Annotated in this window: 20 protein-coding genes; 10 read left to right on the top strand and 10 right to left on the bottom strand. The window is 71.4% G+C overall.

Annotated elements, in window-relative coordinates; all coding sequences use genetic code 11:
- Positions 1–2: 2 nt before the first annotated feature.
- Positions 3–674 carry a hypothetical protein gene (locus ACQPXD_RS44330; protein WP_432829115.1) on the bottom strand — a complete coding sequence of 224 codons (672 nt, stop codon included), beginning with the start codon at positions 672–674 and terminating at the stop codon, positions 3–5.
- Between the two features lie 186 nt (positions 675–860).
- Between ACQPXD_RS44330 and ACQPXD_RS44325 the strand changes: the two genes are divergently transcribed.
- Positions 861–1,394 (top strand): M15 family metallopeptidase, encoded by a 534-nt coding sequence (locus ACQPXD_RS44325; RefSeq protein ID WP_432829113.1) that lies wholly within the window; start codon positions 861–863, stop codon positions 1,392–1,394.
- Here ACQPXD_RS44325 and ACQPXD_RS44320 read toward each other — a convergent pair.
- The 4 genes from ACQPXD_RS44320 to ACQPXD_RS44305 all read right to left on the bottom strand — a co-directional run bounded on the left by ACQPXD_RS44320 (position 1,382) and on the right by ACQPXD_RS44305 (position 6,279).
- Positions 1,382–2,608, bottom strand: coding sequence for a restriction endonuclease subunit S (locus tag ACQPXD_RS44320; protein ID WP_432829111.1), 1,227 nt, complete (start codon positions 2,606–2,608; stop codon positions 1,382–1,384). The genes ACQPXD_RS44325 and ACQPXD_RS44320 overlap by 13 nt on opposite strands.
- On the bottom strand, positions 2,605–4,488 hold the full coding sequence (locus ACQPXD_RS44315) for a type I restriction-modification system subunit M (RefSeq protein ID WP_432829109.1): 1,884 nt from the start codon (positions 4,486–4,488) through the stop codon (positions 2,605–2,607). The genes ACQPXD_RS44320 and ACQPXD_RS44315 overlap by 4 nt, the downstream gene beginning before the upstream one ends.
- 104 nt (positions 4,489–4,592) lie before the next feature.
- Positions 4,593–5,240, bottom strand: a complete 648-nt coding sequence (locus ACQPXD_RS44310) for a DUF998 domain-containing protein (RefSeq protein ID WP_432829107.1) — start codon at positions 5,238–5,240, stop codon at positions 4,593–4,595.
- Positions 5,241–5,340: 100 nt separating this feature from the next.
- Positions 5,341–6,279 carry an RNA polymerase sigma factor gene (locus ACQPXD_RS44305; RefSeq protein WP_432829105.1) on the bottom strand — a complete coding sequence of 313 codons (939 nt, stop codon included), beginning with the start codon at positions 6,277–6,279 and terminating at the stop codon, positions 5,341–5,343.
- Between the two features lie 201 nt (positions 6,280–6,480).
- Between ACQPXD_RS44305 and ACQPXD_RS44300 the strand changes: the two genes are divergently transcribed.
- Positions 6,481–6,606, top strand: coding sequence for a hypothetical protein (locus ACQPXD_RS44300; RefSeq protein ID WP_432829103.1), 126 nt, complete (start codon positions 6,481–6,483; stop codon positions 6,604–6,606).
- Between the two features lie 63 nt (positions 6,607–6,669).
- Here the strand turns inward: ACQPXD_RS44300 and ACQPXD_RS44295 are convergent, their stop codons facing one another.
- The 4 genes from ACQPXD_RS44295 to ACQPXD_RS44280 are packed head-to-tail and all read right to left on the bottom strand — an operon-like array spanning position 6,670 to position 10,488.
- Positions 6,670–7,272 (bottom strand): LutC/YkgG family protein, encoded by a 603-nt coding sequence (locus tag ACQPXD_RS44295; RefSeq protein ID WP_432829101.1) that lies wholly within the window; start codon positions 7,270–7,272, stop codon positions 6,670–6,672.
- The gene (locus tag ACQPXD_RS44290) at positions 7,265–8,716 is read right to left on the bottom strand and encodes a LutB/LldF family L-lactate oxidation iron-sulfur protein (RefSeq protein WP_432829099.1); all 1,452 of its coding nucleotides are present in this window, start codon (positions 8,714–8,716) and stop codon (positions 7,265–7,267) included. Before ACQPXD_RS44290 ends, ACQPXD_RS44295 begins: the two co-directional genes overlap by 8 nt.
- Positions 8,713–9,441: a (Fe-S)-binding protein gene (locus ACQPXD_RS44285; protein ID WP_432829097.1), complete on the bottom strand. Its 729-nt coding sequence runs from the start codon at positions 9,439–9,441 to the stop codon at positions 8,713–8,715. Before ACQPXD_RS44285 ends, ACQPXD_RS44290 begins: the two co-directional genes overlap by 4 nt.
- Before the next feature lie 3 nt (positions 9,442–9,444).
- Complete coding sequence (locus tag ACQPXD_RS44280) at positions 9,445–10,488, bottom strand: LacI family DNA-binding transcriptional regulator (protein ID WP_432829095.1); 1,044 nt, start codon at positions 10,486–10,488, stop codon at positions 9,445–9,447.
- 154 nt (positions 10,489–10,642) lie between these two features.
- Between ACQPXD_RS44280 and ACQPXD_RS44275 the strand changes: the two genes are divergently transcribed.
- From ACQPXD_RS44275 to ACQPXD_RS44240, 8 genes are read left to right on the top strand one after another with little or no spacing between them, the layout of a single operon-like run.
- Complete coding sequence (locus tag ACQPXD_RS44275; RefSeq protein WP_432829093.1) at positions 10,643–12,127, top strand: sugar ABC transporter ATP-binding protein; 1,485 nt, start codon at positions 10,643–10,645, stop codon at positions 12,125–12,127.
- A complete protein-coding gene (locus ACQPXD_RS44270) occupies positions 12,124–13,158 on the top strand; it encodes an ABC transporter permease (RefSeq protein WP_432829091.1) in 1,035 nt (344 codons plus the stop codon). The genes ACQPXD_RS44275 and ACQPXD_RS44270 overlap by 4 nt, the downstream gene beginning before the upstream one ends.
- Positions 13,159–13,166: 8 nt before the next feature.
- Positions 13,167–14,132: an ABC transporter permease gene (locus ACQPXD_RS44265; protein ID WP_432829089.1), complete on the top strand. Its 966-nt coding sequence runs from the start codon at positions 13,167–13,169 to the stop codon at positions 14,130–14,132.
- 58 nt (positions 14,133–14,190) lie between these two features.
- On the top strand, positions 14,191–15,246 hold the full coding sequence (gene rhaS, locus ACQPXD_RS44260) for a rhamnose ABC transporter substrate-binding protein (protein ID WP_432829087.1): 1,056 nt from the start codon (positions 14,191–14,193) through the stop codon (positions 15,244–15,246).
- A gap of 38 nt (positions 15,247–15,284) precedes the next feature.
- Positions 15,285–15,608, top strand: a complete 324-nt coding sequence (locus ACQPXD_RS44255; protein ID WP_432829085.1) for an L-rhamnose mutarotase — start codon at positions 15,285–15,287, stop codon at positions 15,606–15,608.
- Positions 15,605–16,783 (top strand): L-rhamnose isomerase, encoded by a 1,179-nt coding sequence (gene rhaI / locus ACQPXD_RS44250; protein ID WP_432829083.1) that lies wholly within the window; start codon positions 15,605–15,607, stop codon positions 16,781–16,783. Before ACQPXD_RS44255 ends, rhaI begins: the two co-directional genes overlap by 4 nt.
- Positions 16,780–18,783 (top strand): bifunctional aldolase/short-chain dehydrogenase, encoded by a 2,004-nt coding sequence (locus ACQPXD_RS44245; protein WP_432829081.1) that lies wholly within the window; start codon positions 16,780–16,782, stop codon positions 18,781–18,783. The genes rhaI and ACQPXD_RS44245 overlap by 4 nt, the downstream gene beginning before the upstream one ends.
- Positions 18,780–20,141 (top strand): rhamnulokinase, encoded by a 1,362-nt coding sequence (locus tag ACQPXD_RS44240; protein WP_432829079.1) that lies wholly within the window; start codon positions 18,780–18,782, stop codon positions 20,139–20,141. The genes ACQPXD_RS44245 and ACQPXD_RS44240 overlap by 4 nt, the downstream gene beginning before the upstream one ends.
- On the opposite strand, the gene ACQPXD_RS44235 is transcribed toward ACQPXD_RS44240, so the two are convergent.
- Positions 20,142–21,605, bottom strand: coding sequence for an aldehyde dehydrogenase family protein (locus ACQPXD_RS44235; protein ID WP_432829077.1), 1,464 nt, complete (start codon positions 21,603–21,605; stop codon positions 20,142–20,144).
- Positions 21,606–21,639: the final 34 nt, after the last annotated feature.

The following is a 21,639-nucleotide window of genomic DNA, read 5'->3' as shown; positions in this document are numbered from 1 at the left end:
ATTCAGATACCGACCGGTGCGCCATCACAACAGAGCAAGTCCAGCAGCCGGGCCACGACCGCGGCGCGGCCGATCGGGCGGCCCGGGTCCGGACGTTCCAACGAGTCGGACATGAACCAGGCGCCGGCCGCGCTGCGGGCCACCGCCACGCCCGCCTCCGCCCCATCGCCTGCTTGCGTGCGGACCAGCACCGTCGCCGCGGCGCCGCCGGCCGTGCACAGGTCGAGGAAGCGCAGCACCGGGCCGGACAGCGGCTCGGCGGCGTCGATGAGCTCGACCGAGAACAGACCGTACGACCCCGGGTAGACGGCGAGCCGCCCGGTGACGCCGCTGAACAGGTGCACCACGACCGGCCGCTCGTCGAGCCAGCCGGCCGCCTCGGTGGTCGTGTGCCGGGTCGACAGCGCCGCGATCGCGCACTGGACGAACTCGCCCGGCACGACGCGGCTGCCCTCCAACCGGCACAGCTCCCGCGCGACCAGCGACGCCACGCCGGCCGCGACCACGATATCGGTGGAGACGCCGGGCTGGAAGTTGAGCCGCCGCCGCACGCCGTCGACGTCGACACCCCGCTCCCCGGCAGAGCGCAGCACGAACTCCAGCTCGGCGAACGTCAGCACCACCGGTCCGCCGGCCGCGTCGCCGCCCGGCCGGTCCGCTCGCTCGTCGGCCATGGCCGCTGCATGCTCCCTCAAACCGCTGAGATTACCGGTGGCGGCGGTCCCGGCGCGAGCCGACCGTGCCCTTCACATTTCCCTCGCCCGGATCCGCCGCATCGCTCACACGGTGCAGATCGTCCGGAACCCGAGGAACCTGACAAAAATCCACAGATCTCCCCCCAGGCCGGTAGGGTTCCCGGTGTGGATGTCACGGGCGTCGCCGCGATCGCCGGCCGCGTCGGCGAGATCCGGGCGCGGATCGCCGCGTTCCGCCCGTCCCCGAGCGCCGGGCCCGCGTTCCAGCAGGTGCTGGAGGGCAGCCTCGCGACCGCGAAGACGGCCGACGGGGTGCCGGTCGAGCTGGCACGGTACGGCAACGGCCGCATCCCGGAGAGCGCGCTGCAGCCGGTGGGCGGCACCGGGCACCGGCTCTGGGCGCCCGCGGCCACCGCCCTCGATGCGCTCATGCGGGCGGCCCGTGAGGACGGCGTGAACATCGGCATCACCGACTCGTACCGCCCCTACGCCGAGCAGGTCGACCTCGCCCGCCGCAAGGGCCTCTACGCCCAGGGCGGCCTCGCCGCGCGCCCCGGCACCAGCGACCACGGCTGGGGACTCGCCGTCGACCTGGACCTCGACGCCCGCGCACAGTCCTGGATGCGGGCCAACGCCGGGCGCTTCGGCTTCGCCGAGACGACGCCCCGGGAGCCTTGGCACTGGTCCTACCGCCGATAACCCGAAAGGTCCGACTGCCCGGTTACCGCCGAAGTGATGAGCGCCTGCCGCCGTTCGCGCAGCAGGTCCAGCTGCCGGCGTACCGGCACGCGCAGGCGATCGGTGTCGCGGAACCGTGACTCGATGTGTTCGATCCGCTGCCGCATCTGCGCGTTGTCGAACGTCGGTATCGGCACCGACCTGAGGGTGTCGGCCTTGATGCCCAGGGCGGTGGAACCGGTCGCGCGCTTGAGCAGCTCGGACTTTCCCAGTGGGGATCGGAAATACCAGTAGATCCACTGTCCGGGGAGTTGCTCGCCGGTCCGCATCAGGATGATGCGCTGCGCCAGCGCTACGCCGGCGTCCTGCAGGATCGCGACTTCCCCGAGCGGGGCCTCGGTGGTCAGCAGCACGTCACCGGGGCGCGGCAGGCCGCGACGCATCCAGTCCCGGTAGTCGTCGGCGCTGATGTATTCCGGGGAGCGCTCGTGATCGATCCGCCCGCCGGACAGGTTTCTCGCGGTGATCAGTGGGACGCCGGTGCTGGTCTTGGTCGGCGTGGCGCCCCGATAGTCGATCCAGCGGGTCACGATCCGCCGGAGCTGCACCCGCCGGGCCGAGCCGGCAAATGCCGCGTCGCAGGTGGCCGCGTCGCGTTCCGTAAGGAGGGCGAGGACCGCGTGCAGGGAGTCTTGCAGCCGGTCGATGCGGGCCGTTTCGGCGTCGAGGAAGTCGGCGATCCGCCGCTGCTCCCCGGCGTCCGGGTAGGACCAGCGGGTCGCCAGGAACTCGTCCGTGTCGAGGTTCTGGATGCCCGTCGTCTGCTTGACGCTGCGCTCGGAGATGCCGAGGTAGTAGGCGGCCGCCAGCGAATAGTTGAGAAATCGCGGATCTATGTCATTCGCCGGCCGGAGCCGGGCGCAGAAGTTCGAGCACACCGCGGCAATGTCGAGGTCGAACAGGACGGCGGCGCCGACCGGCTGCCGTTCGCCGCCGCCCGACTTCTCCAGGATGAGATCTCCGGGAACGAGCCGGTGCGCGGCAAGCGCATTTCCGTCGACGTACCGGAACGGCAGGCCGTCGGCTTTGACTCGCAGGCGCTGGCGGTCGAAGTCGGCGGCTCTGACACACGCGACGTCCGATCCGTTCTCGTGCGGATCTTCGCCCCACACGCCGTTTCGGACGCGTTGCACCATGTGCTTGAGCCGTGCCGCCCTCCAGGCTCGGGTACTCACGAGACCACCTCGTTGAGCAGTGCCTGGATCTGGGACTCGAGCTCGCGCAGTTCCGCGTCGATCTGGGCGAGGGGCCGCGGGGGCTTGTAGACGTGGAAGTGGCGGGTGAAGGGAATCTCGTAGCCGACCTTCGTCTTGCTCGCCTCGATCCAGGCGTCCGGGACGTGGGGCCGGACTTCGCGGGTGAAGTACGCCTCGATGTCTTCGGTGAGAGGGACGTTTTCGTAGTCGCGGAGGTCCGGGTCCGGGAGGACGGCGCCTTTCGCCATTTGGACCTCGCCGCCGGGGTCGCTGATCGAGACGGCGTCCCAGATGCCCTTTTCGACCGCGGTGCCGGGCCATGAGGTACCGGCGGCTGCGGCCGCGGCGTGCAGGGCGCTCGTCGCCTCTGACTTTGTGGCCCAGGCAGTGCCGAGCAGAGGCTTGAAGGCGCCGATGAGGGCGTCGCGGTGGTCGTAGCGGGCCAGGGGCCTTGCCTCGGCCAGAGCGGCGAGGGTGTCTTCGGTGATCTCGAAGCGGAGCTTGAGCGGGCGTTCGACGGTGATGCGGCGGTAGCCGAAGTCCGTCGTGTCGATGACCTTCACCCGGGCGTGATCGCGGTCGGCGGTGCCGGCGGCTTCGGCGTAGAGGCGGGTGATGGAGGCGATCTGGTCGTCGGAGATCATTTTGCGCTTGTCGCCGAGGCTCTTGCGCATCTTGACCCACTGGTCGCGGGCGTCGAGGAGGATGACCTTGCCCTTGAGGGCGTCCGGCTTGCGGTTGGAGAGAATCCAGAAGTACGTCGAGATGCCGGTGTTGTAGAACAACTGGTCGGGCAGGCCGACGACGCCTTCGAGGTAGTCGTTCTCCAGAATCCAGCGGCGGATGCCGGATTCTCCGGATTCGGCGGCGCCGGTGAACAGCGGGGAGCCGTTGAAGACGATGGCAATGCGGGAGCCGCCCTTCTCCGGGGTTTCCATCTTCGACAGCATGTGCTGCAGGAACAGGAGGGAGCCGTCGTTGATGCGGGGCAGGCCGGCGCCGAAGCGGCCGGCGTGGCCGAGCTTCGCCTCCGCTTCGACGGCGTCCTTGACCTTCTTCCATTCCACGCCGAACGGCGGATTGGCGAGCATGTAGTCGAACGGGCCCGCGTGCCGGTCGTCGCTGAAGGAGTTGCCGAAGACGATGTTCGACGGGTCCTGGCCCTTGAGCATCATGTCGGAGCGGCAGATCGCGTAGGACTCCGCGTTGATCTCCTGGCCGAACAGCTTGACGTCGGCGTGCGGGTTGAGCGACGTGATGAGCTCCTCCGCGGCGGAGAGCATGCCGCCGGTACCGCAGGCGGGGTCGAGAATGGTGATGACGTCGCCCGGGCCGGTGCGGCGGTCGGCGTCCGGGCCGACCAGCAGGTGGACCATCAGCCGGATGACCTCGCGCGGGGTGAAGTGCTCACCGGCCGTCTCGTTGGAGATTTCCGAGAACCGCCGGATCAGCTCCTCGAAGACGTACCCCATCTGGTGGTTGTCGACCCGGGCCGGGCTCAGGTCGAGGTCGGCGAAACGCCGCACCACCGGATACAGCAGCTTGGCATTCGCGAGCCGGACGATCTGCGTCTCGAACTCGTACTTGTCGATGATTTCGCGGGCGTTGGCCGAGAAGCCGTTGATGTAGTCGCGCAGGTTCCGGGCCGCGTCGGGGGCGGAGGCGCCGATGGTGGCGAAGCTCTGCTTCGACGTGTTGGAGAACGACAGATCCTGGCGGGTCGGCTCCATCACGCAGTCGAGGCGGCGCAGCACGGTCAGCGGGAGGATCACCTTGCCGTACTCCGACTGTTTGTAGTCACCGCGCAGCAGGTCGGCGACCGACCAGATGAAGCCGGCCAACTCCTGATGGGCTTTCACCGTTCTGACGATAGCTGTGCACGGTTGAGTACAAGAAAGCGACAGCGCGGATCTCCCCGCCGCCGTTAGGGTCGGGTTTCCGCCATGACCTGGCGCAGCTGCTGTCAGGAGGTCCGCGAACCGGCGGGCCGGTTCCCCGACGTCGACCATCCGGCGCCGGGCCGCGCCAACTTGTCAGAGCGCGCTGCCCGTAGTTCCAGCGTCGTGAGCCATGTCCAGCCGAGCAGGTTGGTCAGGCGCTGCCAGATTCCCAGTGTCTCGGGGGCCGCAACGCCGATCATGAGCACGACCGGCATGGCGACGCCGACCAGGATGCAGTAGCCGCGCCACCGGGCGGTCGGGCGCCACCGGGCGGCTGTGAAACAGGCGATGATCAAGGCGGCCGAGCTGAGCGTCCCGACGATGTCGTGAATGATGCCGTGCCAGGTGTTCTGGTTGGTGGGCACCGGGTCGGACACGAAGACTCCGGCGAGGGTGAGACCCGCCCCGACCAGCGCCACGAGCCGGCCGGTCCAGCGGCTCACGGCCCGCGACACCGCGACCGAGGAGCCGGCGATGAGCAACCCGGAGACGATGAAGTTGGTGATCTGGAGCCAGCCGCCGCGACCGATCTCGGCCTCGCTGACGGCGTCCCGCACCGGGTCGTAGCCCGGCTTGACCACGTCGTTGACCAGGAACAGCAGGATGAACAGCGCCGCACCCGCGGCGCCTGCTACGAGCGTTCGCGGCCCATTGTTCTGATTGATCGGCACGACACGTCCCCATCTCCTCGGGTGCCCGCGGACCGGGCACCGTCGGAACAAGATGTCGGCAGCGCGGCCTTTCTGCGTCGTGCACCCAGTGATCCGGGTCTCACCCGCGCGCGGTGGTCCCGTAGGCGATGCCCAGGCGGGCGACCTTGCCGTCCCGCAGGCGTAGCAGCCACGCCGTCCGGGGCGGGCAGTGCTCGGGATCGTCGGGTGGATTGAGGAAGTCCTTCTCCCACACGATCACGTCCCGGCTGCCGACGGCGTCGTGCAGACGGGTTTCGACGCCTGCGTTACTCGTCGTCTCGATCTGTGACAGCAACGTCGAGCGGTCGCCGGCCAGGCCGCCGAGCACCACCACCGACATGTCGGGCCGGCACCAGTCCTCGATGACCCGGCGATGGCTTCCGTCGTGCAGCGTCGCGTCGAGGTGCTCGGCCTGCCGCCGGTACCACGCGGCCTCGGCGTCGGCCGAAGCGTACGCATCCCCGGCCGATTCCCGCAGGCTGCCGGCCAGCGCACGACGGCCGTCCCGCAAACGGCCGCCCACCGTGTCCACCCCGACGCCGCACAGCTGGGCGATGTGCTGGTAGGAGGAGAAGCGCGTGAAGTAGCGCAACACCATCGCCTCCCGGATCGGCGTGGAAAGCGCATTGAGGGCATGCCACATCCAGTCCCGGGTGGCGCCGCGGTCCACCGTCTCCTCCGGCCCGGGCTCCCCGGCGGACGGCAGCAACAACCGGGGTTCGGCCACCGGCACCGGCCGCTGGAGCCGCAACCACCCACGGCACACGTTGCGAATGATCGCCTTCAACCAGGCTCCGACCGACGCGGGGTCGCGCAACTGCGGCAGCCGCCGGAACGCGAGAAGCATGGCATCCTGCATCGCGTCATCGACCTCGTCGACGTAGCCGAGCAGCGCGACCGCCGTGGCGCGCATGGCCGCTCGATGCCGCTCGGTAAGCATGACGAACGCTGCCACGTCACCGGCCCGGGCCGCCCGCACCAGCTCCTCATCCGGCACGCCGACGATCGACAGATCCATGGGCACATCTAAGCGCGGGCCGCCAACCAGGCCAGCGCCTGACCCGGACCCCGTTCTGCGGCTGCGAAGAGCCACGATGGCCGACCGGTTCATCTGACTGGCGCGGACACGTCCCGGGTCAGGAAGTCCACGAATCGGCGGGGCGGCTGCCCGGTGCTGACGGGGTCGGCCCAGGTGGCTCGGAGGAGGCCGACCAGGCCGGTGCTCGCCGACCCGGATCGGCTGGAGGTCACCGTGGCGGTCGACGGAATGCTGTCGATCTATGGCTGGGCCGATGACGAGACCCTCGATGCACTGCTACACGGGCTAGGCCGGCGGGTGCGGTGACCGGTGAATCCCCACCGTACACCATGCAGACAAATCGCAACGTAGCGCAGTGTAGTAGTCGGGCTACCGAACCAGGAACACCACCAACGTTCGTGGTCCGTGGACGCCCTCGACGCGGCTCAGTTCGATGTCGCTGGTGGCTGACGGGCCGCTGACCAGGGTCAGCGGGCGGGTGGGGGTGAGGCGGGCCAGCAGGTCGGGGACGGTCTGCACGACCTGGTCGGCGCGGACCACGCAGTAGTGCCGGTCCGGCACCAGCGTGATGGCCCGCCGGCCCTGGTCGGGGGAGCCGTCCAGGGCGATCGTGCCGGTCTCCGCGACCGCCGCGGCGCAGCCGGTGACCACCCCGGCGAAGGCGTCCAGGGCGTGGGCGTCCAGCGTGCCGTCGTCGACGGTGGCGCCGGGCACCTCGAAGGGCAGGCCGGGCGGCACGATCAGCGGGGCGACGCCGTCGACGGCCTTGGCCAGGTCGGTCGCGAGCGACTCCGGTGTGGTGTGCACGACGGTGGCCTTGTAGTCCTCCAGCCGGTCGGCGAGCAGCGCGAGGTCGCCCGGCACCGACAGGTCCGCGCGGCGGTAGTCGCGGGGGACCTCGGGTGCGGTGGGGGAGGAGCCGAGGGCGGTGCGGATCCGGGCCAGCACCACGGACCGGGGATCGTCAGCCATTGCGGGACCGCCACCATTCGCGGAAGGTCTGGGCGGGAGGTCGGGGCAGGTCGCGGCTCGCCGTCCAGGCCGACAGCGGGGGCGGCAGGGCGGAGATCCGGTCGCGGCGGCGGCCCAGCAGCCGGCCGAGGCGCATGAGGCGCTCGCCGCCGCGGAAGCGGCCGGGGCCGGCCATCGCCCAGGAGACGGCGGCCATGGAGATCGCCTCGGGGGAGGGGCCGTGCTCCTCGACGTGCTTGGCGCGCAGGTGGACCAGCAGCGTCGGGATGTCGATGCGCACCGGGCAGGCGTCGAAGCAGGCCCCGCACAGGCTGGAGGCGAAGGGCAGCGACGCGTTGTCCTCGACGCCGGTGAGCTGGGGGCTGAGGACGGCGCCGATCGGGCCCGGGTACACCGAGCCGTAGGCGTGCCCGCCGGTCCGCTCGTACACCGGGCAGACGTTGAGGCAGGCGGCGCACCGGATGCAGTGCAGGGCGGAGCGGCCCACCTCGTCGGCGAGCACGGCCGTGCGGCCGTTGTCGAGCAGGACCAGGTGGAACTCCTGCGGGCCGTCGCCGGGGGTGACGCCTGTCCACAGCGACGTGTAGGGGTTCATCCGCTCGCCGGTCGCCGAGCGCGGCAGCAGCTGCAGGAACACCTCGAGGTCGGTCCAGGCCGGCACGACCTTCTCGATGCCCATCACGGTGATCAGCGTCTGCGGCAGGGTCAGGCACATGCGGGCGTTGCCCTCGGACTCCACCACGGCCAGGGTGCCGGTCTCGGCCACGGCGAAGTTGGCGCCGGAGACGGCCACCCGGGCGGAGAGGAACTTGCGGCGCAGGTGCTCGCGGGCGGCCATGGCCAGCCGGCGCGGCTCGTCGGTGAGGTCGGCGGGCGCGTCGGGCATCTCGCGCAGGAAGATGTCGCGGATCTCGGTGCGGTTGCGGTGGATCGCCGGGACCACGATGTGCGACGGGCGGTCGTGGCCGAGCTGGACGATGAGCTCGGCCAGGTCGGTCTCCCAGGCGGCGATGCCGGCGGCCTCGAGCGCCTCGTTGAGGCCGATCTCCTGGGTCACCATCGACTTGACCTTGACGACCTCGTCGGCGCCGGTGCGGCGGACCAAATCCGTGACAATGGCATTGGCCTCGTTGGCGTCGCGCGCCCAGTGCACGGTGCCGCCGCGGGCGGTGACCTGCTCCTCCAGCTGGACGAGCAGCTCGGGCAGGCGGGCCATGGCCGAGGCCTTGAGCGCCTCGCCGGCCCGGCGCAGCTCCTCCCAGTCGGGCACCTCGGCGACGACCGCGCCGCGCCGGGCGCGGATGGTGCGGGTGGCGTGGCCGAGGTTGCGCCGCAGCTGGTCGTTGGCCAGGGCGGTGCGGGCCGCGGCGGGGAAGGGCTCGTCGCCGCGGAGCCGGCCGACCCCGCGCGGGGCGACCGCCGGCATGCCGAGAAAGGTGCTCATGCCGTCGCCGCCAGGATTTCCGCGAGGTGTACCGGACGGGTGCCCACCGACAGCCGCGACAGCCCGCCGCCGATGTGCATCAGGCAGGAGGAGTCGCCGGCCGAGACGACGTCGGGGGAGGTGGACAGCACGTTGCGCAGCTTGTCGGCGAGCATCGCGGCCGAGGTGTCGGCGTTCTTCAGCGCGAACGTGCCGCCGAAGCCGCAGCACTGCTCGGCGTCGGGCAGCTCGGCCAGGTCGAGGCCGCGCACCGCGCGCAGCAGCCGCAGCGGGCGGTCGCCGACGCGCAGCATGCGCAGCGAGTGGCAGGTCGGGTGGTAGGTCACCCGGTGCGGGTAGTAGGCGCCGACGTCGGTCACGCCGAGCACGTCGACCAGGAACTCCGACAGCTCGTAGGTGCGCGCGGCCACCTCGTCGGCGCGCGCCGCGAGCTGGCGCTTGCCGGCCCGCTCGGCGACGGCCGCGTGCTGGTGGCGCACCGAGCCGACGCAGGAGCCCGACGGTGCGACGATCGCCTCGTAGGGCTCGAACGTGCGCATGTGGTGCTCGACGAGTTTCAAGGCCTGCCGCTGGTACCCCGTGTTGATGTGCATCTGCCCGCAACAGGTCTGCGCCTCGGGGAACACCACCTCGTGGCCCAGCCGCTCGAGCAGCTCCACCGTGGCCCGGCCGACCTGCGGGAACATCGCGTCGGCGAGGCACGTGACGAACAGCGCGACGCGCATCGGTCACTGCCCTTTCCGTCCGGCGGCCCGCCGGCCGCGGGGGCGGCCGCTGGACTCGCGGACGATCAGCTCGGGTTGGAAGACGACGTGCCGGTGCTCGTGCCGGCCGTCGTCCTCGATCTCGTCGAGCAGCAGGGCTGCCGCCGTGCGGCCGAGCTGTTCGCGGGGTTGACGAACGGAGGATAGCGGGACCGCGGCCGCCGCGGCGAACTCGATGTCGTCGTAGCCCACGATGGCGATGTCCTGGGGCACCCGGATGCCGCGCTGGGTCATCTCCTGCAGCACGCCGAGGGCGAGCAGGTCGTTGGCGCAGAAGATCGCGGTGGGGCGCTCGGCCGGGCTGCGCGAGGCGATTTCGGTGGCCGCGGCCCGCCCGGACGCGACAGTCAGGTTTGGCGTTGGCACGACCATGAGCCCGGCCCGCCGCTCCGCCGCCTCGGCCGCACCGGCGTGCCGGTCGCGGACCTGCGCGATGGTGTCCGGCCCGCCGACGAAGGCGATCTCCCGGTGCCCCTGCTCGACGAGGTGCTCGCCGGCGAGCCGCCCGCCGAGGACGTCGTCGACCGCGACCGAGCAGCGGCTGTGCCAGCCGGAGCCGCGGTCGACCAGGACCACCGGCGTGCCGCGCTGGATGAGCATCTCCAGCCGGGAGCCGGGCGACTCGTCCACCGGGGTGATGAGCACGCCGCGCACCCGCTGCTCCTCCAGCAGGTCGAGGTGGCGCTGCTCGCGGCCGGCGTCCTCGCCGCTGTTGCACACCACGACCATCACCCCGCGGTCCTCGGCCGCGGCCTCCGCGCCGCGGACCACGTCGGTGAAGAACGGGTTGGTCACGTCGAGGACCACCAGCGCGATCTGCCGGCTCTGCCCGGCCCGCAGCTGCCGCGCGGAGTCGTTGCGCACGTAGCCGAGCTCGGCGATCGCGTCGAGCACGCGCTGGCGGGTGGTCGTGGCGACGAGCTCGGGGCGGTTGAGGACGTTGCTGACCGTGCCGATGGAGACGCCGGCCCGGCGCGCAACCTCCTTGATGCCGGTGGTGGTGGACATCGATCTCCTGAAACGTGTCAAGGCCTGCGGCGCGGCGGCGCGCCCGATCCGGTGTATCAAAACGGTAACGCGTTCGAAACCCTTGACGTGGTCTCGGTCGGCTTCTACGGTCACTGTAACCAGCCCGTGAAACGTTTCACAAGGGAGGACGGGAGTGCTCGCTCTCGAGGGCGTGAGCAAGTCCTTCGGCGCCGTCGCCGCGCTCCGCGACGTGCGCCTGGAGCTGCGCGCCGGCGAGGCGCACGCGCTCGTCGGGGAGAACGGCGCCGGCAAGTCCACGCTGGTGAAGATCCTCGCCGGGGCGCACGCGCCGGACTCCGGCACGATCACTCTCGACGGTCGCCCGCTGGTGCTGAGCAACCCCGCCGACGCCCGCGCCGCCGGCATCGCGGTCATCTACCAGGAGCCCACGCTCTTCGCCGACCTGTCCGTCGCGGAGAACATCTTCATGGGCCGCCAGCCGCTGCGCGCCCTGCGCCGCATCGACGCCGGCGAGATGCGCCGCCGGGCCGCCGAGCTGTTCGCCCGCCTCGGCGTGCACCTCGATCCGGACCGGCCGGCCCGCGGCCTGTCCATCGCCGACCAGCAGCTGGTCGAGATCGCCAAGGCGCTGTCGTTCGACGCGCGGGTCCTGATCATGGACGAGCCGACCGCGGCGCTGTCCGGGGTCGAGGTCGAGCGGCTGTTCTCCGTCGCCCGCTCGCTGCGCGACGCCGGCGCCGCGGTGCTGTTCATCTCGCACCGCTTCGACGAGGTGTTCGCGCTGTGCCAGCGCATCACCGTCATGCGCGACGGGCGGTGGGTCTCCACCGACGCCGCCGCCGACCTCACCGTCGAAGAGGTGGTCCGGCGCATGGTCGGGCGCGAGGTGAGCACGCTGTTTCCGAAGGAGGAGGCCGAGATCGGCCCCGCCCGGCTGGAGGTGCGCGGCCTCACCCGCCAGGGTGCCTTCGCCGACGTGAGCTTCACCGTCCACAGCGGAGAGATCGTGGCCCTGGCCGGGCTCGTCGGCGCCGGGCGCTCCGAGGTCATCCGGGCCGTGTTCGGCGTCGACCGCTACGACGCGGGCGAGGTGCTCGTCGACGGCAAGCGGCTGCGCAAGGGCAGCGCGGCCGCGGCGATCGCGGCCGGCCTGGCGCTCGTGCCCGAGGACCGCCGCCAGCAGGGCCTGGTCATGGAGCTGTCGGTGGAGCGCAACGCGACCCTGCCGCGGCGCTGGAGCCTCGCCGCGCTCGGGCTGCTCTTCGGCGGCGCCGAGCGGCGCTCCGCCCGCGAGTGGGCGCAGCGGCTGCAGGTCAAGGCGGCCCGCATGGCCGACCCGGTCGCCACCCTCTCGGGCGGCAACCAGCAGAAAGTCGTGCTGGCCAAGTGGCTGGCGACCGCGCCGCGGGTGCTCATCGTGGACGAGCCGACCCGCGGCATCGACGTGGGCACCAAGGCCGAGGTGCACCGCCTGCTCAGTAGCCTCGCGAAGGAAGGCGTCGCCGTGTTGATGGTCTCCAGCGAGCTGCCGGAGGTGCTGGGCATGGCCGACCGGGTGCTGGTCATGCACGAGGGGCGGCTCGCCGCCGACATCCCCCGCACCACGGCCGACGAGGAGTCGGTCATGCTCGCCGCGACCGGGCAGGCCGCGCGATGACCGCCACCGCACAGGCCGCGCCCGCGCCGCCGCGGCAGCGCGCCGGCACCCGGCTCGCCCAGCGCGTGTTCGTCGTGCGAGAGCTGGGCATCCTCGTCGCGCTGGTGCTGCTCATCGGCGCCACCGCGATCACCAACCCGCGGTTCCTGGCCGCGCAGAGCGTCAAGGACCTGCTGCTCGGCTCGACGATCCTGGCGATCCTGGCCACCGGCCAGGCGATCGTCGTCATCACCCGCAACGTCGACCTCTCCGTCGGCTCCGTGCTCGGCCTGTCGGCGTTCCTGACCGGCACGCTGTTTCTCGACCACCCCGGCATCCCCATCCCGGTGGTGCTGGTGGCGGGCGCGGCGCTCGGCGCGGTGTGCGGCGCGGTCAACGGCGCCCTCATCGCCGCCGCCCGGGTGCCGGCGCTCGTGGTCACGCTCGGCACGCTGTATGTCTTCCGCGGCATCGACTACCAGTGGGCCACCGGCAAGCAGATCAACGCCAAGGACATCCCGGCGTCGTTCCTGCACATGGGCACCGACACCGTCCTCGGCGTGCCGGTGCTGACCCTGTTCGCCCTGGTCGTCGTGGTCTGCGCCGGGTTCTACCTGCGGTCCTACCGCAGCGGCCGCGAGCTCTACGCGATCGGCTCGGATCCGGCCGCCGCCCGGCTGTCCGGCATCGCGGTCGGCCGGCGGGTGTTCTCCGCGTTCACCGTCTGCGGTGCGCTCGCGGGGCTGGCCGGCACGCTCTACGTGGCCCGCTTCGGCACCCTGGACGCCAACGCCGGCCTCGGCCAGGAGCTCAACGTGGTCGCCGCGGTCGTGGTCGGCGGCGTGGCCATCTTCGGCGGCAGCGGCTCGGTCTACGGTGCGGCGCTCGGCGCGGTGCTGCTCACCACCATCGGCAGCGCGCTGCCGGTGCTCGGCGTCACCCCGTTCTGGCAGCGGGCCGCGGTCGGCGCGCTGATCCTGGCGGCGATCGGGCTGGACCGGGCGCTGTCGGTGCGAGTCACGAAGAGCCTGCAGCGAGGGGTACACCAGTGAAGAATGTCGTGCGGAGACTGGGCTCCTGGGACGTCATCGTCCTGCTCGCCCTGGTCCTCGTGGCGGTGATCGGGGCGGCCACCATCGACGGCGTCGGCACTCCCCGCTTCTGGCGCTTCGTCACGCTCGAGGTCATCCCGGTCGCGCTGGTCGCCCTGCCGCTCACCCTGGTCGTCATCACCGGCGAGATCGACCTGTCCGTCGCCAGCGTCATGGGGCTGACCTGCTCGGTGATGGGCGACCTGTGGGCGCACGGGGTCACCTCGCTGCCGCTGCTGATCGCGCTGTGCCTGGTGCTGGGCGCCGTGCTCGGCGCGGTCAACGGCCTGTTCGTCACCGTGTTCGGCCTGCCCTCGCTCGCCGTCACCATCGGCACCCTGGCGCTCTACCGCGGCCTGGCCTACGTGGTGCTGGGCGACAAGGCGGTCTCCGACTACCCGGCCGCCTGGACCAGCCGGACGATCAGCGCGATCCCCGGTCTGACCATCCCGTGGTTCATTCTCGTCGTCGCCGCGCTCGCGGTCGTCTTCGGCGTGGTCCTGCACGCCACCCCGATCGGCCGCGGCCTCTACGCCATGGGCAACAACGCCGAGGCGGCCCGCTTCGCCGGGATCGGCGTCGCCCGCACCAAGTTCTGGCTCTTCGTGACGACCGGGGCGATGTCGGCCCTGGCCGGCGTGTTCTGGACGTTCCGCTATGCCAGCGCCCGCGCCGACAACGCCAACGGCCTGGAGCTCGCGGTCGTCGCCGCGGTGCTGCTGGGCGGCGTGTCGATCTTCGGCGGGCGGGGCAGCCTGCTCGGCGTGCTCGGCGCGGTGGTGCTGCTGAGCACCCTGCGCAACGCGCTACAGCTGGCCTCCGTGCAGCCCAACACCCTCACCATCATCACCGGCTCGCTGCTGATCGCTGCGGTCGTCGGACCGAACGTCGCCGGCATGGCGCGCGAACGACTGCGCCGCCGGCGGCTGGCTTAACGCGCACAACCTGACACCCCCAACCCGCCCCGCACCTGACTGAAAGGATTCAACCCGAATGAGAGCTCAGCAGCTCATGGCGGTCGCGGTCGCCGCGGCGCTCGCGTTCACGACCGCCGCGTGCGCCGACGACTCCGGCACCGGATCCTCCGACGCCACCGCCGGTGGCGGCGGGAACGGCACCATCAAGAGTGGCCTCAAGGTCGCCTTCCTGCCCAAGCAGGTCAACAACCCGTATTTCGACACCTCCGACAACAAGGGCGGCAAGGTCGCCGTCGGAGAGTTCAAGGGCACCTACTCCGAGACCGGCCCGTCCGAGGCCAGCCCGTCGGCGCAGGTCAGCTACATCAACACGCTCTCCCAGCAGGGCGCCAACGTCATCGCCGTGTCGGCCAACGACAAGGACGCCATCTGCGGCGCGCTCAAGGAGGCCCGCCAGGCCGGCGCGAAGGTCGTCACCTACGACTCCGACACCAAGCCCGAGTGCCGCGACCTGTTCATCAACCAGGCCAGCACCGAGGGCATCGCGAAGATCCAGATCAAGCTGATCTCCGACGCGATCGGCCCGGACGGCGGCGAGATCGCGATCCTCTCCGCGACGGCCAACGCCACCAACCAGAACGCCTGGATCGACGCGATGAAGACCGAGCTGGCCAAGCCCGACTACAGCAAGCTCAAGCTCGTCGACACCGTCTACGGCGACGACGACGACCAGAAGTCGTTCCAGGAGGCGCAGGGCCTGCTGGCCAAGCACCCCAACCTCAAGGGCATCATCTCGCCGACCACGGTGGGCGTGGCGGCCGCCGCCCGCTACCTGTCCGGCTCGACCTACAAGGGCAAGGTGCAGCTGACCGGCCTGGGCACGCCCAACCAGATGAAGGCGTATGTCAAGGACGGCACCGTGAAGGCGTTCGCCCTGTGGAACCCGGCCGACCTGGGCTACCTGGCCGCCTACGCCGGCGCCGCGCTCGCCTCCGGCCTCATCACCGGCAAGGAGGGCGACAAGTTCACCGCCGGCAAGCTCGGCGAGTTCACGGTCGGCAAGGACGGCACCGTGCTGCTCGGCGACCCGTACACCTTCAAGGCCGACAACATCGACCAGTTCAACTTCTAGGCACCCACTCGCACGATCGCACGAAAAGGAGGGATGGCGTGCGCCGGGTCTGTTTCACGCTGCAGGTCAAGCCCGAGCTGCTGGAGGAGTACCGGCGCCGCCACGCCCGCGTCTGGCCGGAGATGCTGGTCGCGCTGCGCGACGCCGGCTGGCACGAGTACACCCTCTTCCTCCGCGACGACGGCCTGCTCGTCGGCACGCTGCTCACCGACGACCTCGCGGCCGCGCAGGCCGCCATGGACGCCACCGACGTGTCGGCGCGCTGGGAAGCGCAGATGGCGGAGTTCTTCACCAACGGGCGGCAGCTGGTCGTCCTTGACGAGGTGTTCAACCTGGAGCACCAGCTTGGAGAGTTGCAATGACTGAGTTCGCGCCGCAGACGCGGGCGCGTGTCGCGGCGGGGCTGCGCGACCAGCGGATCGAGACGGCCTCCTGGGCATATGCGAACTCGGGCACGCGGTTCAAGGTGTTCCCGCAGGAGGGCGTGCCCCGCGATCCGTATGAGAAGCTGGCCGACGCCGCCGTCGTGCACCGCTACACCGGCGTCGCGCCCACGGTCGCGCTGCACATCCCGTGGGACCTCGTCGAGGACTACGCCGACCTCGCCCGGCACGCGTCCGAGCTGGGCGTGCAGGTCGGCACCATCAACGCCAACGTGTTCCAGGACAACGACTACATGCTCGGCAGCGTCACCAACCCCGACCCGGGCGTGCGGCGCAAGGCCATCGGGCACCTCATCGAGTGCGTCGACGTCATGGACCGCACCGGTTCGCGCGACCTCAAGCTGTGGTTCTCCGACGGCACCAACTACCCCGGGCAGGACGACGTGCGCACCCGGCAGGACCGGCTCGCCGCCGCCCTGGCCGAGACCTACGACCGGCTCGGGCCCGACCAGCGGATGCTGCTGGAGTACAAGCTCTTCGAGCCCGCGTTCTACATGACCGACGTGCCGGACTGGGGCACCGCCTACGCCCACTGCATCGCCCTCGGCGAGCGGGCCCAGGTCGTCATCGACACCGGCCACCACGCGCCGGGCACCAACATCGAGTTCATCGTGGCGGTGCTGCTGCGGGCCGGCAAACTCGGCGGCTTCGACTTCAACTCCCGCTTCTACGCCGACGACGACCTCATAGTCGGCGCCGCGGACCCGTTCCAGCTGTTCCGCATCATGCACGAGATCGTCCTCGCCGACGCCCTGTCCGGGCAGGGCATCGCCTTCATGCTCGACCAGTGCCACAACATCGAACCGAAGATCCAGGCGGTGATCCGTTCCGTGCTCAACGTGCAGGAGGCGACGGCGAAGGCGCTGCTCGTCGACCACGCCGCGCTCAAGGCGGCCCAGGACGACGGCGACGTCCTCGGCGCCAACGCGGTCCTGATGGACGCCTACAACAGCGACGTGCGGCCGCTGCTGCGTTCGGTGCGCGAGGACATGGGGCTCGACCCCGACCCGATCGCGGCGTACAAGCGCTCCGGCTACCTGGAGAAGATCCGCGCCGAGCGGGTCGGCGGCACGCAGGCCGGGTGGGGCGCGTGACGGCCGAGCTGATCGCCCGGTCCAACCGGCTGGGCGCCGACCCGCGCAACACCAACTACGCCGGCGGCAACACCTCGGCGAAGGCCACTGCGGAGGATCCGGTCACCGGCGGCCCGGTGGAGCTGCTGTGGGTCAAGGGGTCCGGCGGCGACCTGGGCACCCTCAAGCCCGAGGGGCTGGCGGTGCTGCGGCTGGACCGGCTGCGGGCGCTCGTCGACGTGTATCCGGGCGTGGAGCGCGAGGACGAGATGGTCGCCGCGTTCGACTATTGCCTGCACGGCCGGGGCGGGGCGGCGCCGTCCATCGACACCGCCATGCACGGGCTGGTCGAGGCGGCGCACGTCGACCACCTGCACCCCGACGCCGGGATCGCGCTGGCCACGGCCGCGGACGGGCCGGCGCTGACCAAGGAGTGCTTCGGCGACCGGGTGGTGTGGGTGCCCTGGCGGCGGCCCGGCTTCCAGCTCGGGCTCGACATCGCGGCCGTGCAGCGGGCCAATCCGCAGGCCATCGGCGTGATCCTGGGCGGGCACGGCATCACCGCCTGGGGCTCCACCTCCACGGAGTGTGAACGCAACTCGCTTGAGATCATCAACACCGCGGCCGCGTTCCTGGCCGCGCGTGGCAAGGCGGATCCCTTCGGGGCGACGGTGCATCCGCCGCTGGATCGGGCCGCGCGCCGCGAACGAGCCGCGGCCTTGATGCCGCTTTTGCGCGGACTTGTGTCGACGGACCGGCGACAAGTCGGACATTTCCGTGATGATGATGTGGTACTCGGCTTTGCCGGATCGGCGGAGCTGCCCCGGCTGGCGGCGCTCGGCACCTCGTGCCCCGACCACTTCCTGCGCACCAAGGTCCGGCCGCTCGTGCTGGACCCGGGCGGCGGCACCGAGGAGCGCATCCGCGAGCTGCACGAGGCGTACCGGGCCGACTACGCCGCCTACTACCAGCGCCACGCCGCCCCGGACTCGCCGCCGATGCGCGGCGCCGACCCGGCGATCGTGCTCGTCCCCGGCGTCGGCATGTTCAGCTTCGGCGCCAACAAGCAGACCGCGCGGGTGGCGGGGGAGTTCTACGTCAACGCGATCAACGTGATGCGCGGCGCCGAGTCGGTGTCCACGTATGCGCCGATCGACGAGGCGGAGAAGTTCCGCATCGAGTACTGGGCCCTCGAAGAGGCCAAGCTGCGGCGCCTGCCCAGGCCCAAGCCCCTGGCCACCCGGATCGCGCTGGTCACCGGCGGCGGCTCGGGCATCGGGCGGGCCATCGCGCACCGGCTGGCCGCCGAGGGCGCGTGCGTGGTCGTGGCCGACCGCGACGCCTCCTCCGCCGCGACCGTCGCCGGGGAGATCGGCGGGGCCGACGTGGCCGTACCCGTGACGGTGGACGTCACCGACGAGGAGCAGGTCCGGGCCGCCGTGGACGCCGCCGTGCTCGCCTTCGGCGGGCTCGACCTGGTCGTCAACAATGCCGGCCTGTCCGTGTCCAAGCCGCTGCTGGAGACCACGGTCGCCGACTGGGACCTGCAGCACGACGTGATGGCCCGCGGGTCGTTCCTCGTCGCCCGCGAGGCGGCCCGGGCGATGATCCGGCAGGGCATCGGCGGCGACATCGTCTACATCGCCAGCAAGAACGCGGTCTTCGCCGGCCCCAACAACGTCGCCTACGGCGCCACCAAGGCCGATCAGGCGCACCAGGTGCGGCTGCTCGCCGCCGAGCTCGGCGGGCACGGCATCCGGGTCAACGGCGTCAACCCCGACGGGGTCGTGCGCGGCTCCGGCATCTTCGCCTCCGGCTGGGGCGCGCAGCGGGCCGCGGTCTACGGCGTGCCCGAGTCCGAGCTCGGCGCCTTCTACGCGCAGCGCACGATCCTCAAGCGCGAGGTGCTGCCCGAGCACGTGGCCAACGCCGTCTTCGCCCTCACCGGCGGCGACCTGTCGCATACCACCGGCCTGCACATTCCCGTGGACGCCGGCGTGGCGGCCGCCTTCCTGCGATGAGAATCGCGGCCGTCGACCTCGGGGCCTCGTCCGGGCGGGTGATCGTCGCGGACGTGGCCCCCGGGTCGATCACGTTCGCCGAGGCGGCGCGGTTCGCCAATTCGCCGGTGCGGATCCGGGGCACCCTGCATTGGGACATTTTGGCGTTGTACCGCGGGATCCTCTCCGGCCTCGCCGCCGCCGGCCCCGTCGCGTCCATCGGCGTCGACTCCTGGGCCGTGGACTACGGCCTGCTCGATGCCGACGGCGTGCTGCTCGGCAACCCGGTGCATTACCGGGACTCGCGCACCGACGGGGTGAGCGCCCGATTCGACGGGTACTCCGTGTTCGCCGCGTCGGGCATCGCGCTGCAGCCCTTCAACACCGTGTTCCAGCTGGTGGCGGCGGCCGGGACGGCCCAGCTGGCCGCGGCCCGCACGCTGCTGCTCATGCCCGACCTGATCTCCTACTGGCTGACCGGCGTCGCGGGCACCGAGGTCACCAACGCCTCCACCACCGGGCTGCTGGCGGCCGGGGGCGGCGCATGGTCGCCCGGCATGCTGGCGCTGGCCGGGGTCTCCGCCGAGCTGTTCCCGCCCCTGCGTTCCCCCGGGACGCCGGCGGGGGTCGTGCAGCCCTCCGCCGGGGTCGCGGCCGGGACGCCGGTCACCGTCGTGGCGTCGCACGACACGGCCTCCGCCGTGGCCGGTGTGCCCGGCGCCGGCAACTTCGCGTACATCTCGTGCGGGACATGGTCGCTGGTCGGCGTCGAGCTGCCCGGCCCGGTGCTGACGGAGGAGTCGTACCGGGCCGGGTTCACCAACGAGATCGGCGTCGACGGGACGGTGCGGTTCCTGCGCAACGTCATGGGGCTCTGGCTGCTGCAGGAGTGCCAGCGGGAGTGGGACCTTCCGCTGCCGCCGCTGCTGGCCGGGGCGGCCGCCGCGCCCGCGGGCCGCAGCGTGATCGACGCGACCGATCCGATCTTTCTCCCGCCGGGCGATATGCCGGCCCGGATCGCCGCGGCGTGCGCGGCGGCCGGCCAGCCCGTCCCCGGCTCGCCGGTCGCGATGACCCGCTGCATCCTCGACTCGCTGGCCCTGGCCTACTTCCGGGCGGTCGAGGACGCCGAGCGGCTCGCGGGCGTCACCGTCGACGTGGTGCACATGGTCGGCGGCGGCGCCCGAAACGAGCTGCTCTGCCAGCTCACCGCCGACGCGTGCGGCCGTCCGGTCCTGGCCGGCCCGGTCGAGGCCGGCGCTTTGGGCAACATCCTGATCCAGGCCCGTGCCCTGGGCGCCGCCGGCCCCGACCTGGCCGCGCTGCGCACCCTGCTGCGCGAGACCCAGCCGCTCGTGCGATACGAACCGCGCGCCTGATCACTTCGTCGCGGCGGACGGGATACCGATGCCCTTCATCTCCAGGAACTCCTCGAATCCCCAGGTGCCGACCTCACGCCCGAGGCCGCTCTGCTTGTATCCGCCGAACGGGGCGTGGCCGAAGACGCTCGCGCCGTTCACCATGACCGAGCCGGTCCGCATCCGCCTGGCAACGCTCAGCGCACGGTCCTCGTCCGCGCTGAACACGGCGCCGAAGAGCCCGAAGATGCTGTTGTTGGCGATGCGCACGGCGTCGTCGTCGTCCTCGTAGGGGATCACGACCAGCACGGGGCCGAAGACCTCCTGCTGGGCGATGGTCGAGTCCGGGTCGACGTCGGCGAAGAGCGTCTGCCGGACGTAGAAGCCGCGCTCGAGGTCGGCGGCGCCCCCGCCCACCACGAGGCGCGCGCCTTCCTCCTTCGCCCGTTCGATGAGGCCGAGGACGCGGTCCCGGTGCGCCGCCGTGATCTGCGGGCCCTGGACGGTGGCCGGGTCCCACGGGTCGCCCGGCTCGACCGCGCCTATCATGCCGGCCGCGAGCTCGATGCCCTCCTCGTACCGGGAACGGGGCAGCAGCAGCCGGCTGAGCATGCCGCACGCCTCGCCGGACACCGCACACGACAGGCCGACGGACATGCTGACGGCCGAGCGCAGGTCGCCGTCGTCGAGCACGATGTTGGCGGACTTGCCGCCGAGCTCGAGCAGCACCTTCTTGATCGTGCCGGAGGCCTGGGCCATGATCTGCCGGCCCACCGCCGTCGACCCGGTGAACGAGACCATGTCCACCCGTGCGTCCTGGGTCAGTTGCACCGCGACGGCCGGGTCGCTGGAGGTCACGATGTTCACGACGCCCGCCGGGATGTCCGTCCGCTCGGCGATCAGGCGCCCGATGAAGGTGGAGCCCCAGGGCGTCTCCGGGGCGGGGCGCACGACGACGGTGTTACCGGCGGCGAGCGCCGGCAGTACCTTCGTGCTCCACAGCATGAAGCCGCAGTTCCAGGTGAGGACCGCCGCGACCACACCCACGGCCTCGCGCTGCAGGATGCCGGCGCCGTCGGGCAGCGGCTGCTCGTAGTCGTAGGAGCCGGCGAGCGCGGCCATCTCCCCGAAGCGCGGCAGGTTCGGGTCGATGGTCATCTTCAGGCTGGACACCGGGAACCCGATCTCGGCGACGTCGATGCGCCGGATGTCCTCCATTGCCGCGGTGACCGCTTCGGTGAGCTGCTCGAGGCAGTGGCGCCGGAACGCGTGGTTCGTGGACCAGTCGGTCTCGTCGAAGGCACGCCGGGCGGCGGCGATCGCCGCGTCCGTGTCCTCCGCGGTGCCGTCCGCCGTGTACCCGAGCACCTCCTCGGTGGCGGGGTCGATGTTCGGGAACCGCCGTCCGGAGCCGGCCTCGACGAGCTTTCCGTCGATCAGCATTCGACGCTCGCCGTCGACGTTCTGGGTCATTGTTGATGCCATGACCCGATCCTGGCGACGGCGGGTGCCGCCCGGC

This window comes from Dactylosporangium sp. CA-092794 (genome assembly GCF_050948465.1).
GTDB lineage: Bacteria > Actinomycetota > Actinomycetes > Mycobacteriales > Micromonosporaceae > Dactylosporangium.
The sequence above is the reverse complement of the archived record's forward strand: the minus strand, read 5'-3'. Positions and strand labels throughout refer to the sequence as shown.